This is a genomic window from Arthrobacter sp. M4 (assembly GCF_020251205.1).
GTDB lineage: Bacteria > Actinomycetota > Actinomycetes > Actinomycetales > Micrococcaceae > Arthrobacter.
This window is the reverse complement of the sequence record NZ_JAIWYX010000005.1, coordinates 69,943-86,603: the sequence shown is the minus strand read 5'-3', so window position 1 is coordinate 86,603 and position 16,661 is coordinate 69,943. Positions and strand designations below refer to the sequence as shown.

Below are 16,661 nucleotides of genomic sequence, written 5' to 3'. Positions count from 1 at the left end.
GGTATGGCGGCCGACGAATCAGTAATTACGCCGACAGTTCGGCGCGGCCCTTGCCACGGCGTGCAGCCAGGATGGCGCGGCCGGCGCGGGTGCGCATACGAAGGCGGAAGCCGTGCTTCTTGGCCCGACGGCGGTTATTCGGCTGAAAAGTCCGCTTGCTCACGTTAGTTACTCCAGTGGATCAAAGGTGCGTCCACCCGATCAGAAAGTAAAGAACTGGCCGACGCTAAGTTTTGCTGATGTCCGCTGCTCTGAAGCCTCCGGGCGACGTGCGCTCAGCAAGGCATGGCAGATCAAAAAACGGACACAAAGGACTTCACAACGTTAGGGCAAAATACACCCCAGCGTCAAACCGAAACAGCCTTTCCAAGCTGTCCACAGCTGTGTTCAACTAACCTCTCCAGCCTGTGGATGAAGTGGGTCACAGGCTCCATTTTGAAACGACAGCCATGTAATTATCCACAAGCCCGAGGCCAGCTATCTTCTGGCCTTTTCATCCCCTAGAGTGTCTCAGTAGCCGATTATCCACGGACTGTGAATAACCCTGTGGATTCCTTTGGAAACACACTCACCGCTGGCCCAGATTCCGATGGCATATGTCCGGACGTAACAGTGGCCGGCCCGATGGCAAGCAAGGATCTTAGGAACGCTCTTGATGACAGTAGACGAAGCCAATCACGCCAATACTGTCGGAAGTTCCTGGCGCCGGGTCCTCAGCCTGTTGGAACAGGATGACCGCGTCTCACCCCGCCAGCGCGGCTTCGTCGGCCTTGCCCAGGCCCAGGGCCTCATCGGTTCCACGCTCTTGGTCGCCGTTCCCAATGAATTGACCCGCGAGGTCCTGCAGACCCAGGTCAAAGAAGCACTGGACGAAGCCCTGCGCAATGTCTTCTCGGATGACATCCGATGCGCCATCGACGTAGACACCGACTTGGTGCCGCTCCAGGATGAGCCGCCCGCCGTCGTCGAGCCGGCTGTTGGCGGCGCCTTTGAGCCGAAGCCGCAGCCCACCCCGCCCAGCACGTCCCACGAATTTGGACGGCTGAACCCGAAATACGTCTTTGACACGTTCGTGATCGGTTCCTCGAACCGCTTTGCCCACGCCGCGGCCGTGGCTGTAGCCGAAGCACCCGCCAAGGCATACAACCCGCTGTTCATCTATGGCGACTCAGGACTGGGCAAGACTCACCTTCTGCATGCGATCGGCCACTATGCACGACGCCTCTACAGCGGAATCCGCGTCCGTTACGTCAACTCGGAAGAATTCACCAACGACTTCATCAACTCGATCCGCGATGACGAGGGCGCAAGCTTCAAGACCACGTACCGCAACGTCGATGTGCTGCTGATCGATGACATCCAATTCCTGGCGGGCAAGGACCGGACGCTGGAGGAGTTCTTCCACACATTCAATGCCCTGCATAACAACAACAAGCAGGTTGTGATCACGTCCGACCAGCCGCCCAAGCTGCTCGCAGGATTCGAAGACCGTATGAAGTCCCGCTTTGAGTGGGGACTCCTGACTGACATCCAGCCGCCGGAACTCGAAACCCGTATCGCCATTCTGCGGAAGAAGGCCCAGAGTGAGGGACTTTCCGCTCCGGATGACGCACTCGAGTACATCGCTTCCAAGATCGCCAGCAATATTCGTGAACTGGAAGGCGCCCTCATCCGTGTCACGGCCTTCGCCAGCCTCAATAGGCAGCCCGTGGACGTCGCGCTGGCCGAAATGGTCCTCAAGGATTTGATCACCGATGACGGTGCCCAGGAGATCACGGCGAAGCAGATCCTGGACCAGACGGCGGAGTACTTCAAGCTGACCATGGAAGAGCTCTGCAGCAAGTCCCGCACACGGACTCTGGTGACTGCACGCCAGATCGCCATGTATCTATGCCGCGAACTCACGGACATGTCCCTGCCAAAGATTGGCCAGGAGCTTGGCGGCCGCGACCACACCACCGTGATCCACGCGGACCGGAAGATCCGTGAACTGATGGCCGAGCGTCGTGTGATCTACAACCAAGTCACCGAGCTGACCAACCGGATCAAGCAGCAGCAGCGGGACTCCTAGCCCCGGCGCGTACGAGACCGGAATCCACATCGCCAAGGGCCGAGTAGCGGCAAGCTATACCTTATTAACGAGTACATGTGGATAAACCTGTGGATTCTTAAGGGGACAAGCGCGGTTAATGGGCTTAAAACCCTTAAGCCGTCTGTGGATTCCCAAAAACGCCCCGGTTAGCAATCCACATCCACACCCTGTTTAAAACCCAGCCCACCCACAACACATGAACAGGGCTTAACCGCGGATCCGCACCGCAGAAGCGGGTTTTCCACAGTTTCCACAAGAGTTATTAACACTACGAATCCCAAAAATTTGAATCCCTCAAACAACAATCTCCCTCTGAAGGGCCCCACAGTGCACAGCCGCTTGGCCTGACTTCCCAGACCGAGCCCAGCAGAACTACAAGCCTGTGAGCTGGGGATGGGTTAATCTCCACGGATGCGGCTAAGCTGTCAGCAATGCGTCCCGTCCCTGAAGCTGTTTTTGTGATTCGCACTCTGGATCCACCGTGCGCGACCACGGAACAACAGGCGGCGAGCGGCGCGAACCAGCTCGCCCACGCGAGCGGACCAGCACTGACAGCAGCAATGAAAGGCGGAAGACTTCCGTGAAGTTCAGAGTCGAGCGGGACGTCCTGGCAGAAGCCGTCACGTGGACAGCCCGGTCGTTGTCTCCGCGGCCGCCCGTCCCCGTACTCTCAGGCCTGCTGCTCAAAGCCGAAGCGGGGACGGTCAGCCTGTCCAGCTTCGACTACGAGACATCCGCCAGGCTTGAGATTCCGGCCGACATTGCTGTCGAAGGAACGATTCTGGTTTCCGGACGACTACTGGCTGACATTTGCCGAAGCCTGCCGTCCGCACCCGTGGAAATCGAAACCGATGGCACCAAAGTCACGCTGACTTGCCGCCGGAGCAGCTTCCACCTGGCCACCATGCCCGAGGCGGAATATCCCCCGCTCCCTGCGCTTCCCGCCGTTAGCGGTACCGTGTCGGGCGATGTCTTTGCCCAGGCCGTATCCCAGGTCATCATCGCTGCCAGCAAAGATGACACCCTGCCCATCCTCACCGGTGTCCGCATGGAGATCGAGGACGACCTCATCACGCTCCTGGCCACAGACCGATACCGCCTGGCTATGCGCGAAATCCCGTGGAAGCCGGTCAACCCCAGCATCTCCACGAGCGCCCTGGTCAAGTCCAAGACCTTGAACGAAGTTGCCAAGACCCTTGGCGGGAGCGGAGACCTGAGCGTAGCCATTGCGGACGACGACAGTCGGCTGATCGGCTTTGAGAGCGGTGGCCGCACCACCACTTCGTTGCTGGTGGACGGTGAATACCCGAAGATCCGCTCGCTGTTCCCCGAATCCACCCCAATCCACGCAACCGTCCAAACCCAGGAACTCGTGGAAGCCGTTCGCCGTGTGGCCTTGGTGGCCGAACGGAACACTCCCGTGCGCCTGGCCTTCACCCAAGGACAACTTCACTTGGACGCCGGAACCGGTGAAGACGCCCAGGCCTCGGAAGAACTCGAAGCTACCCTGACCGGGGATGACATCACAGTGGCATTCAACCCGCACTATCTGGTTGAGGGCCTCAGTGTGATCGAAACCAAGTTCGTCAGGTTCTCGTTCACAAGCGCCCCGAAGCCGGCCATGATCACAGCGCAGGCCGATGCTGATGGAGACGACCAGGACGACTATCGCTACCTTGTGATGCCAGTGAGGCTGCCCAACTAACTCACTCGCGGCCCAGCGGCGTCTAACGTCAACACCATTCAGCGCCCGCAAGCTACTTCGCCCATCCAGCCCACAGCAGAAAAGAGTTCATTGTGCATATCGGACTAATCGGCCTCGGGAAAATGGGCTTCAACATGCGTGAACGTCTCCGCAAGGGCGGCATTGAAGTCACAGGCCTTGACCGCAATCCTGAAGTGACCGACGTCGGGAGCCTGGACGAACTCCTCACAGCCATACCGGCGCCGCGCATCATTTGGGTGATGGTGCCCGCCGGCGAGATCACAAACTCGGTGATCACCGAACTTTCAGAGAAGCTCAGTGCGGGCGACCTGGTGATCGACGGCGGTAACTCCCGCTTCACCGAGGACCAGAAGCATTCAGCCCTCCTGGACTCCAAGGGCATTCGCTTCGCCGACTGCGGGGTTTCCGGTGGCGTCTGGGGACTTCAAAATGGCTACGGGCTAATGGCAGGCGGTGCTCCCGAGGACATCGAACGTGCCCTTCCCGTGTTTGATGCCCTCCGACCGGAAGGCGAACGGGCGGACAGCTTTGTCCACGTCGGCGACGTCGGTGCCGGCCACTACGCCAAGATGGTGCACAACGGCATCGAGTACGGCCTGATGCAGGCGTATGCCGAAGGCTACGAACTGCTCGCGGCGAAGGAGATCGTGCAGGATCTTCCGGGCACGTTCCGCGCCTGGCAAAAGGGAACGGTGGTCCGTTCATGGCTCCTGGACCTCATGGTGAAGGCATTGGACGAAGATCCTGGCCTGCAATCCATCGATGATTATGTTGAGGATTCCGGCGAAGGACGGTGGACCGTGGAGGAGGCAATCGCCAACGCCATCCCTGCCCCTGCCATCACCGCCGCACTCTTCGCGCGATTTGCCTCCCGCGAGGACAACTCCCCGGCCATGAAGATGGTTTCCGCACTGCGCCACCAGTTTGGCGGGCACGCCACCCGCCCCGCCAAGTAGCGCCCGGAGTCCGGCAGAACGCGTGTACCTCGAACACCTTTCGCTCACGGATTTCCGCAGTTACGCCCAGGTGGACCTGAAACTCGGTCCGGGTGTCACGGTCCTTGTTGGATCCAACGGGATTGGCAAAACCAACCTAATGGAGGCCATCGGCTATCTATCCACGCTGGGTTCGCACAGGGTCAGCTCTGACGGACCCCTACTGAGGTTCGGTACCGACCGCGCCATGATCCGGGGCAGGCTGGTTCGCGGAGACCAAGCCACAATCGTGGAGCTCGAAATCAACGCCGGCCGGGCCAATCGCGGCCGGATTAACCGCGGAAATCCCGTCCGGGCGCGGGACATCCTGGGTATCTGCCAGAGCGTGCTCTTCGCCCCCGAAGACTTGGCCTTGGTCAAGGGCGACCCAAGCAACCGCCGTCGTTTTTTGGACGAGTTGCTGGTGAGCCTGATGCCAGTTCACGCCGCCACGCGCAGCGACTACGACCGCGTGCTCAAGCAGCGCAACGCACTGCTGAAATCAGCGCGAAGCGGCAAATTCACTTCCGCCCACGAGGCCACCCTTGAAGTGTGGGACCAGCACATGGCCAGGGCCGGAGCCCAACTCCTTCACGCCCGGCTTCAAATTGTGGAGCGGCTACGGCCGCATCTGGCCCGCGCCTACGCGGAGTTGACAGACGGCACCAAGATTGCCGACGTCGCCTACCGCTCCACCCTGGAAGGTGTATTGGACGACGACGGTGGCCAGGAGCTTGAGCTGCAGGGCGCCACCGCGGACGGAGCTACGGAGGACCTGTCATCCGTTTCCATCGAGGAGTTGGCCTCGCGCTATATGCGGTCCTTCGCCGCCGCCCGACGAAAGGAGTTGGAGCGGGGAATCTCAATGGTGGGCCCGCACCGGGATGAGCTGGTGCTCAGTCTGGGTGGCGCCCCTGCCAAGGGCTATGCATCCCACGGTGAGACGTGGTCCATGTGCCTTGGGCTGCGCCTGGCGTCCTATTACGTCATGTTGGACGACGCCATGACGGGCGGTTCCGCCCCCATCCTGATCCTCGACGACGTCTTCGCGGAGCTTGACGTCCAGCGCAGGCGTAAACTTGCCGGCATCGTAGCCAGCGCCGAACAGGTGCTGGTGACGGCCGCCGTCGACGCCGATATCCCGGAAGAACTGGCGGGCCGGCGCGTCAGGGTGGTTCCGGGAGGCATCGATGGCGAAGGATAGCGGGGGGCTCCAGCCAGGTCGGGACCCCGATGAGATCGACGCAGCCCAAGCTGCGTTGAACCGGGTCCGCGAAGCAGCAGCCGCGCGTGGTGAGGTCCGGCGATCCGCCCCTAGGTCCGGCACCACCGGGAGGAACGGCGCGCCCGGGCGCGGCGAGGCCGCGGGCACGAGGGGATTCAGTCAATTCCACAACACTGGGCGCGATCCGTTGGGATTGAGCAAAGTGGTGGGCAGGCTTGTTGCCGAGCGGGGCTGGACCTCTCCGGTGGCCGTCGGTTCCGTGATGGCAGAGTGGGCTTCGCTTGTTGGGCCGGATATTGCCGCCCACTGCACCCCGGAAACCTTCACCGACACGACGCTGCATGTCCGCTGCGATTCAACGGCCTGGGCCACACAGCTCCGTCTGCTCAGCACCAGCCTGCTGGAGAAATTCCGGAAGGAACTCGGCGAGGGCGTTGTGACCAGCATTCAGGTGCTGGGTCCCGCCGCTCCAAGCTGGCGCAAGGGCGGCCGCAGCGTTGGCGGACGCGGACCGCGGGACACTTACGGCTGAGTCGGCTCAGCTGAACGTTGCGTAAACGGCATGCAGGGCGCCTCAACGCCCCGGAGCTGTATAGGCACCCATTCATGCCACCGTTGGAGCCTTGCAGCGCGGGCCAGTGGCCTGTGAGCGGCAGTTTCCCAGCGCCGCGACCGCCGTTGATGCGGGGTCGCGGTAGTTTTCACGATAGAATCGCTTGTAGATAACTGGGCGCCGGCAAAGCGATGACTGAGTCCGATTCCAGCCGCTTTCGCACGCGCTGGTCAATCGACTACGGGCAAAGCACCAACCAGGCGTGATCAGTGACGTGCCTGCTGGCGGCCGTCGGTTCCCTTTGCAAAAGATCGGGGCTGCGGTTGCCGGCACCGAAATGCAGAGGAGTCGAAAGCGCCTGTGGCCAGCGAAAACGCAGAGACCGTGGCAGTCCAGCCGACAGGGGGGAACAACCCCGCACCAAACCCTTCGGCTCCCCGGGAATATGGGGCTAGCGATATCACGGTCCTCGAAGGACTCGAGGCTGTTCGCAAGCGCCCCGGCATGTACATCGGGTCCACAGGGCCCCGCGGTCTGCACCACCTGGTCTACGAGGTAGTTGACAACTCAGTCGACGAGGCCCTTGCCGGCTACTGCAGCCACATCGAAGTCACGCTTCAGGCCGACGGCGGCCTGAAGGTAGTGGATGATGGCCGTGGCATCCCCGTCGACATCCACCCCACCGAGGGCAAGCCCACAGTGGAAGTCGTTATGACCATCCTGCACGCCGGGGGCAAGTTTGGCGGTGGCGGTTACGCCGTGTCCGGTGGTCTGCACGGCGTTGGTATTTCTGTGGTGAACGCCTTGTCCAAGCGGGTGGACACCGAGATCCGCCGCCAGGGCCACGTCTGGCGTATGTCGTTCGCCGACGGCGGCAAGCCGCAAGGCGAGCTCGTCAAGGGCGAACCCACGGACCAGACCGGAACGACGCAGACGTTCTACCCGGACGATGCCATTTTCGAAACCGTCGATTTCGACTTCGAGACCCTGCGCGCCCGCTTCCAGCAGATGGCGTTCCTGAACAAGGGGCTGCGCATCACCTTGGTGGACGAGCGTCCCGAGAAGACCGTTGAAGATCCGGACCTGGACCTGGATTCGGTGGCGGCCGAGGGCGAAGTCGTGGCTGAACACCGCACCGTTGTCTACCAGTACAACGACGGGCTCTTGGACTACGTCAAGCACCTGAACTCCAGCAAGAAGGTGGATGTTGTCCACGAGGATGTCATCGCGTTCGAAACGGAGGACACTGACCGGAAGATCGCCGTCGAAATGGCCCTTCAATGGACCACGGCGTACTCCGAGAGCGTCCACACGTACGCCAACACCATCAACACGCACGAAGGCGGTACCCACGAAGAGGGTTTCCGTGCTGCAATGACCACGCTGATCAACCGCTACGCGCGGGAGAAGAGCATTATCAAGGAAAAGGACGACAACCTCACAGGCGACGACATCCGTGAGGGCCTGACCGCCGTCATTTCCGTGAAGCTGTCCGAACCGCAGTTCGAGGGCCAGACCAAGACCAAACTGGGCAACTCGGAGGTCAAAGGCTTTGTTCAGCGCGTGGTGACGGACCAGCTGGGTGACTGGCTTGAACGCAACCCCGGCCCCGCCCGGGACGTCATACGAAAGGCGATCCAGGCAGCACAGGCACGAATGGCTGCCCGCAAGGCCCGTGACAATGCTCGCCGTAAGAGCCCGTTGGAGTCGTTCGGCATGCCGGGCAAGCTTTCCGACTGCTCCTCCAAGGACCCGTCGAGGTGCGAGGTCTACCTTGTGGAGGGTGACTCCGCAGGTGGCTCCGCCAAGCGAGGCCGCAATCCGGAGACACAGGCCATCCTTCCGTTGCGCGGCAAGATCCTCAACGTGGAGCGCGCGCGCTTGGACAAGGCCCTGGGCAACAACGAAGTCCAGTCCATGATCACGGCATTCGGCACGGGCATTGGCGAGGACTTCGACATTTCCAAGCTTCGGTACCACAAGATCGTGCTGATGGCCGATGCAGACGTCGACGGCCAGCACATCACCACGCTGCTTATGACGCTGCTCTTCCGATACATGCGTCCGCTGATCGAGAACGGCTACGTTTATCTGGCCCAGCCTCCGCTGTACCGCATCAAATGGTCCAACGCTCCCCACGACTACGTCTTTAGCGACCGTGAGCGCGACGACACCATCCAGAAGGGCATCGCCAACAACCAGAGGCTGCCCAAGGAGAACGGCATCCAGCGCTACAAGGGTCTGGGCGAAATGGACTACACCGAGCTGTGGGACACCACCATGGACCCAGACCGACGCACTTTGCTGCAGGTCACCATGGAGGACGCCGCGGCGGCGGACCAAATCTTCTCTGTGCTGATGGGTGAAGACGTGGAGTCACGGCGCAATTTCATTCAGCAGAACGCCAAGGACGTCAGGTTCCTGGATATCTAAGGGTCCACAAGACCTCGAAACATCCCTGAGCAGACATATACCTGAAACGGAAAATACACGACGATGAGTGACGAAACCCCTGAAGTCCCCTCGGAAACTCCTGATACGCCGGATGCCGTCCTTGAAGGCGATGTGCTGACTGACCGCGTGGAGCAGGTGGACCTGCAGACGGAGATGCAGCGGTCCTACCTCGACTACGCCATGGCCGTCATTGTGGGCCGCGCCCTCCCGGACGTCCGTGATGGCCTGAAGCCCGTCCACCGCCGCGTACTGTATGCAATGTTCGACGGCGGCTACCGGCCGGACCGGGCCTTCAACAAGTGCGCCCGCGTGGTGGGTGACGTCATGGGTACCTACCACCCGCACGGCGACATGGCCATCTACGACGCATTGGTCCGCCTGATCCAGGATTGGACCATGCGGTATCCGCTGGCCCTCGGCCAGGGGAATTTCGGTTCTCCCGGCAACGACGGCGCCGCCGCTCCGCGATACACCGAAACGAAGATGGCCCAGCTGGCCATGGAAATGGTCCGGGACATCGACGAGGAAACCGTCGACTTCCAGGACAACTACGACGGCAAGAACCAGGAACCCACCATCCTGCCGGCCAGGTTCCCCAACCTGCTTGTCAATGGTTCCTCGGGTATCGCCGTCGGAATGGCCACCAACATTCCGCCGCACAACCTGCGCGAGGTGGCCGACGGCGTCCAATGGGCGCTGGAGAATCCCCAGGCCAGCCGTGAGGAATTGCTGGAAGCGCTGATTCAGCGGATCAAGGGTCCGGACTTCCCTACGGGCGCCACAATCCTGGGCCACAAGGGCATCGAAGAGGCCTACCGAACCGGCCGCGGCTCCATCACCATGCGCGCCGTGGTCAACGTCGAGGAACTCCAGGGCCGCACCTGCCTTGTGGTCACCGAACTGCCGTACCAGGCCAACCCGGACAACCTGGCAATCAAAATCGCCGAACTGGTCAAGGACGGCAAGATCCAAGGCATCGCGGACCTTCGCGATGAAACTTCGGGCCGCACCGGCCAGCGCCTGGTTATTGTGCTCAAGCGTGACGCCGTTCCAAAGGTGGTCCTGAACAATCTCTACAAGCACACCCAGCTGCAGGACAACTTCCCGGCCAACATGCTTGCCATTGTGGACGGCGTGCCGCGGACGCTGACCCTGGATGCCTTCATCCGGCATTGGATCAACCATCAGTTGGATGTCATCGCCCGCCGCACCCGGTACCGTCTGCGCAAGGCCGAAGAGGAAGCCCACATCCTCCGCGCCCTGCTCAAGGCCCTGGACATGCTGGACGAGGTCATCGCCCTGATCCGCGCGTCCAACACCACCGAAGCTGCGCGCGACGGCCTCATGCAACTCCTGGACATCGATGAGCTTCAGGCCCGGGCCATCCTAGACATGCAGCTGCGCCGCCTCGCCGCACTGGAACGGCAGAAGATCCAGGACCGTCACGCAGAACTTGAAGCCATGATCGCGGAGTACCACGCGATCCTCGCGTCCGAGCAGCGCCAGCGGGACATCATCAGCACCGAGCTCGCCGAGATCGTGGCGAAGCACGGAGACGAACGCCGCACCAAGATCCTGATGGGCTTCGACGGTGACATGTCCATCGAAGACCTCATCCCCGAGGAAGAAGTGGTGGTCACCATCACCCGGGGCGGGTACGTCAAGCGGACGCGGAGTGATAACTACCGTTCACAGCAGCGCGGCGGCAAGGGCGTCAAGGGTGCCCAGCTGCGTGGTGACGACGTGGTGGAACACTTCTTTGTCACCACCACCCACCATTGGCTGCTGTTCTTCACCAACCTCGGCCGGGTCTACCGTGCCAAGGCGTATGAACTGGCTGAGGCCGGACGCGACGCCAAGGGCCAGCACGTTGCCAACCTGCTGGCGTTCCAGCCGGATGAGCACATCGCCCAAGTGCTGGACCTGCGGGACTACCAGCAGGCGCCGTACCTGGTGCTGGCTACCAAGAGCGGCCTGGTGAAGAAGACCCGGCTGGAAGATTACGACACCAACCGCAGCGCGGGCGTTATCGCCATCAACCTCCGCGAGGAGGACGAGCTTGTTTCGGCGCAGCTGGTTTCTGAAACAGATGACCTCCTTCTCGTCTCGCGGAAGGGACAATCCATCCGCTTCACGGCCACGGACGATGCCCTGCGCCCAATGGGCCGTGCAACGTCCGGCGTGACCGGTATGAAGTTCCGTGAAGATGACGAACTATTGGCTGCCGACGTTGTTCAGGACGGATCGTTCGTCTTCGTGGTAACGGAAGGCGGCTATGCCAAGCGGACCGCCGTTGAGGAATACCGGCTCCAGGGCCGTGGCGGCCTGGGCATCAAGGTGGCCAAGCTTGCTGAAGAACGCGGTGATCTTGTTGGCGCCCTGATCGTGCAGGAAGAAGACGAGGTTCTTGTGGTCATGGAGGGCGGCAAAGTGGTCCGCTCCGCAGTCTCCGGAGTCCCCGCCAAGGGCCGCGACACCATGGGCGTCATCTTCGCCAAACCGGACAAAAACGACCGGATCATCGAGGTGGCACGCAACAGCGAACGAAACCTCGAGGGCGACGAAACAGACGAAGCCGAACCCGATGAAACGGGTCCGGTGACCGACGAAAACTCGGCCGAACAGGCGGCCGACGGGGCCGATGACGTAACGTTGGCTGAAGATGCCGGTGGTTCGCAGGCATCGACACCGGCCGAAATAGCACCGGAAGACCAGTCCGGTGCCTCGGTGCCGAACGAAGATAACACCGGAGGTAACGAGTGAGTAATTCCGACTCATATTCCAAGCCGAGCTCGGGCGTCCCCGGCGGACTCCGGCAGCCGACGTCCGCTCCGCGGGTGGATGCACCGGCTCGTCCGCAGCAGAGACCGTCCAGCGGTCCGGGCGCTACCCGACCTGTAGCTCCCGGACAACGGCCGCCGGCCCCCGGCCAGCGGCCCACCGTGTCGGGACAGCGTCCGGCGGCTCCTGCCCAGCGGCCCACGACTCCTGGATTGGTAAAGCCCGCTCCGAAGGCCAAGGTGCGCCGTGCACGCCTTCTCATCAGCAAGGTAGACCCATGGTCCGTCCTGAAGATGGCTTTCCTGCTGTCCGTTGCCCTGGGCATTGTGACGGTGGTTGCGGCGATTGTTCTGTGGACAGTGCTGGACCTGACTGGCATCTTCAACCAGGTGGACAGCCTCCTGGGGACGCTGGCCGGCTCCGAAGGCGGCGGCTTTGAACTAAAGAAGGTTGCCTCCCTGGGCCAGGTGGCGTCGTTCGCGGTGATCATCGCCGTGGTCAACGTGGTGCTCCTGACGGCCTTGTCCATGCTGTCGGCTGTGCTCTACAACATCGCCGCGACCCTGGTGGGCGGCATTGGAGTCACTCTCACCGACGACTAAATTCGGGGCCCGATTCCGCTCCCTGCGGCGGTGTCAACCCTCGATTTGAGATCGGGCCGGGATGTGCTGTAGAGTCATGTCTCGGCCCGATGAGGCATCGGGGCGTATAGCTCAGGCGGTTAGAGCGCTTCGCTGATAACGAAGAGGTCCCAGGTTCAAGTCCTGGTACGCCCACGGAACCAGCACAGGTTCAAGTAAAGGTCCGATCAAAAGTCGGCCCGGAACGGGGTGCATGTGAAGAAGTTGCTTGTTATAGCAGCGGCGATCGCAGGCGTACTGCTTTACAAGAAAGTGCAGGAGTCCGAAGCCCGGAAATCTGACTGGAGCAAGGCCACCGACAAGGTTGGCTAGCCCAGGTCCGCTCGACGGTCAGTCACAAGCTGGCAATCGCTTGGGATAGGATGGATGGGTGTTTCCACGGGGGCATGGCGCAATTGGTAGCGCACCTGCTTTGCAAGCAGGGGGTTAGGGGTTCGAGTCCCCTTGCCTCCACCATGGGAAAGAGTCCCGGCCAACACGGCCGGGGCTTTTTTGTTGTGGCGACTGACTAGGGTGAGAAAGTGAACCTCCTGATCGCGGCCTTCGGTGTCTTGGGCGTAGCCGCTTCCGGTCCGTTGATCGCCGCCACCCTGGGCGCTACCAGCGTCAGTGCCCTGGCCATCGCCTTTTGGCGCAACGCCATCGGCGCGGCCGTGATGGCCGCCCCTGTGATCATCCGCGAACCACGGACGTTCGGGCGACTGACCCGGCGGGAGTTTGTCTGGTCGGCTGTGGCAGCCGCCGCCCTGGCCCTGCACTTTGCCTGCTTCATCACCTCCTTGCAGCTGACTTCCGTTGCCGCAGCCACGGCTCTGGTATGCCTGCAGTCGGCATGGATTGTTGTTTTTGAGTTGTTCCGCGGCACCAGATATCGCTGGTCCGTTCTTGCCGGTCTAGGTATTTCCCTGGCCGGCGTTGTGCTGATCACGGGTTTTGACATGGGGGTCTCCCCGGATGCGCTCCTGGGCGACGCCCTGGCCCTTGCTGGCGGCGCGCTGGCGGGCCTATACACGATCGCCGGCGGCAAAGCTCGGCAGACGCTGAGCACTGGAACCTACACGGGGCTGTGCTACGGGATGTGCGCGGCTTTGGTCGCCGTGTTGGCAATCGTGGTTGGGCAGCCGCTGGCAGGGTTCGACGGCCGCGGTTGGCTTGGCATCCTGGCCATCACCGTGTGTGCCCAGTTGCTTGGGCACACGGCGTTCAACCACCTGCTGGCGAGCATGAGCCCACTGGTGGTTTCGATGACCATCCTGCTCGAGATCCCGGGAGCAGCCATCCTCGCCGCGGTGTTCCTTGGCGAGAAACTGCCCGCCGGCACCTACGCTGGCTTGGCCCTCATCCTGGCGGGGCTGGCCGTCGTCGTACTTGGGCAGCGCCGGAACGGTCGCAATGGACGCGGCAAGCCGCGCGAGCCGCGCATTGCCGAATTGGGCACTGACTAGCGGGTCGGTGCGGCTGGCGGCCCCAACGGAGGGTTACTGGCCGCCGCGGCGCACAGCCTGGCTGGAACTGGCCGTGTGGATGGCGCGCAGGAGCTTCGCAGGAAAATAGACGGAGAAAAAGACCACCATGGGCGCCTTCAGCGCCATTTTCTTAACGTTGTGGGCCTTGTACGTCCGGTCGAAGCGCGTCACGTAGTAGCGGTAGTCCTTGGGGGAATCCTCGAGCCGGCGGGCCGACATGCCGGACACCATCTGCGGCCAGTACTGCACTTTGAGGTCATGCTCGGCCAGATGCAGTGAAAGGTCTATGTCCTCGTGCATCTGGTCTTTCTCGTCAAGGCAGGCCTCGTCCCGAATCGTTTCCCAAGCCGATCGGCGGAGAGCCATGTTCGAGCCAAAAAGAAAGTGGTACTGGTGCTTGGCCAGCTTCAGCATCAGCTGGCGCATCTTGTCGTCGGCTTTGAGGCCAAAGCGGCGCATGGGCATGTCGTAGTAGACCACGGGGCCCGTGGCGGCTTGGACAGAGGGGTCCGTGAACGCCTTCTGAACCTGTTCCACCCAGTCGGGCTCCAGCACTGAGTCAGCATCGATCCGGCCCAGGACCTCGGAGGTGGCGTGATTCAACCCAAAGTTACGGGTGGGAATGAGTCCCTGGGCTTGATCCTGGCTGAGCAGGATGATGGGGCTCTCAGGGTACTCCTGCTGCATTTGGCGGACGATGTCCGCGGTGCGGTCCTTGGACATGTTGTCCACCACGATGATTTCGTCAGCCGGGACCGACTGGTAGATGGCGGCGATCAAGCACTGCCGAATGACGCTTTCCTCGTTGTACGCCGGGATGATGATGGACACCCCCGGCGGCTCCGGAGATGGAAGCGGGAGGTCCTCGGTGGATCTATCAGCTGACATCCCTTCAAATCTAGCACCCGGACCCTCCCGCCAAGGGCAGTCCGGGTTACCGGTGGACAAACACTGAGGGGACCCCGGGCGAACTGGAGTTCAGTACGCCCGGGGTCCCCTCACCCGGATGGGATGGAGCGGAGGCTACTCGGCCCTGTGCTCTGGTTCTTTGTGCTCGTCGTCCTTGTGGAGGCTGGCCGCGATGTTGTGCATGGCAGTCTTGGCGTCGGTGGCCACCTTGCCGGTGGCTTCCTTGGCAGCTTCGCCAACCTTCTCAGCGGCCTCGCCCGCCTTCTCCACTACGTCGGCGGTCTTTTCTGCCGCGGCTTTGGCGGCATCGGCGGCCTTCTCGGCGACGTCGGCAGCAACTCCCTGCACCTTGTCAGTTGCCTTGGCGGCGCTTGCTTCGGCCGAGGCAGCCGCGGCGGCAGGAGTCGCCGTCGTTGTGCCCGTAGTGGAGCCGCCCGCTGGGGTGACCGGCGTCGGGGTCTTCCAGGGGTCCTCTACGGGCTTGGTGGCGCGCCAGGCTGCTATGCCAGCGGCGACGGCCGCAGCGATCACCGTGAAGATCAACAGCCCGCGCTTCTTGGGTTTGGCAGGCTTGGACAGCTCCTTCGAAACCACCTTGGTGGCTTCCTCTGCTGCCGCCTTCAGCTGCGAGCCTTTCGCCTGAGCCTGTTCCTGCAGGTTGTGGACGACGCCGGAGTCCACCAGCTTCTGTGCCACTGCATCCACTTTTGCGGGCGCTGCTTCCAGGGCGCTGTGCACGACTTCCGAGGCCTGGCCAATCTGCGTGGATAGCTTGGGCAGGTAGTCCTCGACGACGACGTCCCGTGCGTGGGTCAGCGCCGGCGTTGCCTTATTAAGGGCTTCCTGGATCTTGGGCGTGGCATCGTCGACGGCGTCATGGATCTTGGGCGCCAGATGGGCCAGACCGTCCTGGATGCGAGGCGTCACGGTGGCGACGCCATCAGCCAGGTTGTGGGCGGCCGACTTCAGGCCTTCCTGGATTTTCGGGGAGGCTGTGTCGATGCCGTGCTGGATCCGGGGAACGGCCCATTGGACTGCCGCTTCAACGCGAGGCGCCGCCCAATCACGTGCATTTTCGACACTTGTTGCGACAGAGTGCTCAAGGTCGCGTGCAATACGGTCCGATTTCTTCACAACTACCTCCCGATATATAGGTGATGGTTTGTTGTTAGCCTACGTCGATTGCACTCCACCGGCTATTCTTCCCACAGAATGGCGGGTGATTTCACCCAGCGCGGAACCAGCTTCCGCACAGGTTCCGCGTTGCCACCACATGAAAGAATGGCGCTATGACTGCTATCGCAACGGCAAAAGCAACCATTCACACGAACCTCGGCGACATCGTGGTGAACCTGTTCGGCAACCACGCCCCCAAGACCGTCGCCAACTTTGTCGGCCTTGCCACCGGTGAGAAGTCCTGGACGCACCCGGAGACAGGTGAGGACAAGACCGGTACTCCGCTGTACAACGGCACCATCTTCCACCGGATCATCAAGGACTTCATGATCCAGGGTGGCGATCCACTGGGCCGCGGCATCGGAGGCCCGGGCTACAAGTTCGACGACGAAATCCACCCGGAACTGAACTTCAACGCCCCCTACAAGCTGGCCATGGCAAACGCCGGCATCCAGATGGGCCGCGGAACCAATGGTTCGCAGTTCTTTATTACCACCGTCAACACCGACTGGCTGTACGGCAAGCACAGCATCTTCGGCGAAGTAGCTGACGACGAGTCCAAGAAGGTTGTGGACGCCATTGAAGGCGTGCGCACCGGCATGGGCGACCGCCCTGTTGAGGACGTGGTCATCAACAGCATCGACGTCGAGCAGCTTTAACTTCT

Annotated in this window: 14 protein-coding genes and 2 tRNA genes; 13 read left to right on the top strand and 3 right to left on the bottom strand. The window is 61.9% G+C overall.

What is annotated here, in order from left to right; genetic code table 11:
- Positions 1–25: 25 nt before the first annotated feature.
- Positions 26–163 carry a 50S ribosomal protein L34 gene (gene rpmH / locus LD110_RS10495; protein ID WP_113716382.1) on the bottom strand — a complete coding sequence of 46 codons (138 nt, stop codon included), beginning with the start codon at positions 161–163 and terminating at the stop codon, positions 26–28.
- A gap of 492 nt (positions 164–655) precedes the next feature.
- Between rpmH and dnaA the strand changes: the two genes are divergently transcribed.
- From dnaA to LD110_RS10435, 12 genes are all read left to right on the top strand, one after another.
- Positions 656–2,071: a chromosomal replication initiator protein DnaA gene (gene dnaA, locus LD110_RS10490; RefSeq protein WP_225498752.1), complete on the top strand. Its 1,416-nt coding sequence runs from the start codon at positions 656–658 to the stop codon at positions 2,069–2,071.
- A 601-nt stretch (positions 2,072–2,672) separates the two neighbouring features.
- A complete protein-coding gene (gene dnaN / locus LD110_RS10485; RefSeq protein ID WP_225498751.1) occupies positions 2,673–3,797 on the top strand; it encodes a DNA polymerase III subunit beta in 1,125 nt (374 codons plus the stop codon).
- Positions 3,798–3,889: 92 nt separating this feature from the next.
- Positions 3,890–4,774 (top strand): phosphogluconate dehydrogenase (NAD(+)-dependent, decarboxylating), encoded by an 885-nt coding sequence (gnd, locus tag LD110_RS10480; RefSeq protein ID WP_225498750.1) that lies wholly within the window; start codon positions 3,890–3,892, stop codon positions 4,772–4,774.
- Positions 4,775–4,796: 22 nt separating this feature from the next.
- Positions 4,797–5,996: a DNA replication/repair protein RecF gene (recF, locus tag LD110_RS10475; RefSeq protein WP_225498749.1), complete on the top strand. Its 1,200-nt coding sequence runs from the start codon at positions 4,797–4,799 to the stop codon at positions 5,994–5,996.
- The gene (locus LD110_RS10470; protein WP_225498748.1) at positions 5,983–6,549 is read left to right on the top strand and encodes a DUF721 domain-containing protein; all 567 of its coding nucleotides are present in this window, start codon (positions 5,983–5,985) and stop codon (positions 6,547–6,549) included. Before recF ends, LD110_RS10470 begins: the two co-directional genes overlap by 14 nt.
- 381 nt (positions 6,550–6,930) lie before the next feature.
- On the top strand, positions 6,931–9,003 hold the full coding sequence (gene gyrB, locus LD110_RS10465; RefSeq protein ID WP_308012426.1) for a DNA topoisomerase (ATP-hydrolyzing) subunit B: 2,073 nt from the start codon (positions 6,931–6,933) through the stop codon (positions 9,001–9,003).
- A gap of 63 nt (positions 9,004–9,066) precedes the next feature.
- On the top strand, positions 9,067–11,787 hold the full coding sequence (gene gyrA, locus LD110_RS10460) for a DNA gyrase subunit A (protein WP_225498747.1): 2,721 nt from the start codon (positions 9,067–9,069) through the stop codon (positions 11,785–11,787).
- On the top strand, positions 11,784–12,407 hold the full coding sequence (locus LD110_RS10455) for a DUF3566 domain-containing protein (protein ID WP_225498746.1): 624 nt from the start codon (positions 11,784–11,786) through the stop codon (positions 12,405–12,407). Before gyrA ends, LD110_RS10455 begins: the two co-directional genes overlap by 4 nt.
- A gap of 100 nt (positions 12,408–12,507) precedes the next feature.
- Positions 12,508–12,581, top strand: a tRNA-Ile gene (locus tag LD110_RS10450).
- 60 nt (positions 12,582–12,641) lie between these two features.
- Positions 12,642–12,758, top strand: a complete 117-nt coding sequence (locus LD110_RS10445) for a DLW-39 family protein (protein WP_225498745.1) — start codon at positions 12,642–12,644, stop codon at positions 12,756–12,758.
- Positions 12,759–12,826: 68 nt separating this feature from the next.
- Positions 12,827–12,902: transfer RNA gene (locus tag LD110_RS10440), tRNA-Ala, on the top strand.
- 65 nt (positions 12,903–12,967) lie between these two features.
- Positions 12,968–13,891, top strand: coding sequence for a DMT family transporter (locus LD110_RS10435; protein ID WP_225498744.1), 924 nt, complete (start codon positions 12,968–12,970; stop codon positions 13,889–13,891).
- 33 nt (positions 13,892–13,924) lie between these two features.
- On the opposite strand, the gene LD110_RS10430 is transcribed toward LD110_RS10435, so the two are convergent.
- Together LD110_RS10430 and LD110_RS10425 are read right to left on the bottom strand one after the other, a co-directional pair.
- Positions 13,925–14,800: a glycosyltransferase family 2 protein gene (locus tag LD110_RS10430; RefSeq protein WP_225498743.1), complete on the bottom strand. Its 876-nt coding sequence runs from the start codon at positions 14,798–14,800 to the stop codon at positions 13,925–13,927.
- A 135-nt stretch (positions 14,801–14,935) separates the two neighbouring features.
- Complete coding sequence (locus LD110_RS10425) at positions 14,936–15,955, bottom strand: hypothetical protein (protein ID WP_225498742.1); 1,020 nt, start codon at positions 15,953–15,955, stop codon at positions 14,936–14,938.
- Between the two features lie 155 nt (positions 15,956–16,110).
- Here LD110_RS10425 and LD110_RS10420 point away from each other — a divergent pair, with 155 nt between their 5' ends.
- Positions 16,111–16,656 carry a peptidylprolyl isomerase gene (locus LD110_RS10420; RefSeq protein WP_225498741.1) on the top strand — a complete coding sequence of 182 codons (546 nt, stop codon included), beginning with the start codon at positions 16,111–16,113 and terminating at the stop codon, positions 16,654–16,656.
- Positions 16,657–16,661 lie beyond the last annotated feature (5 nt).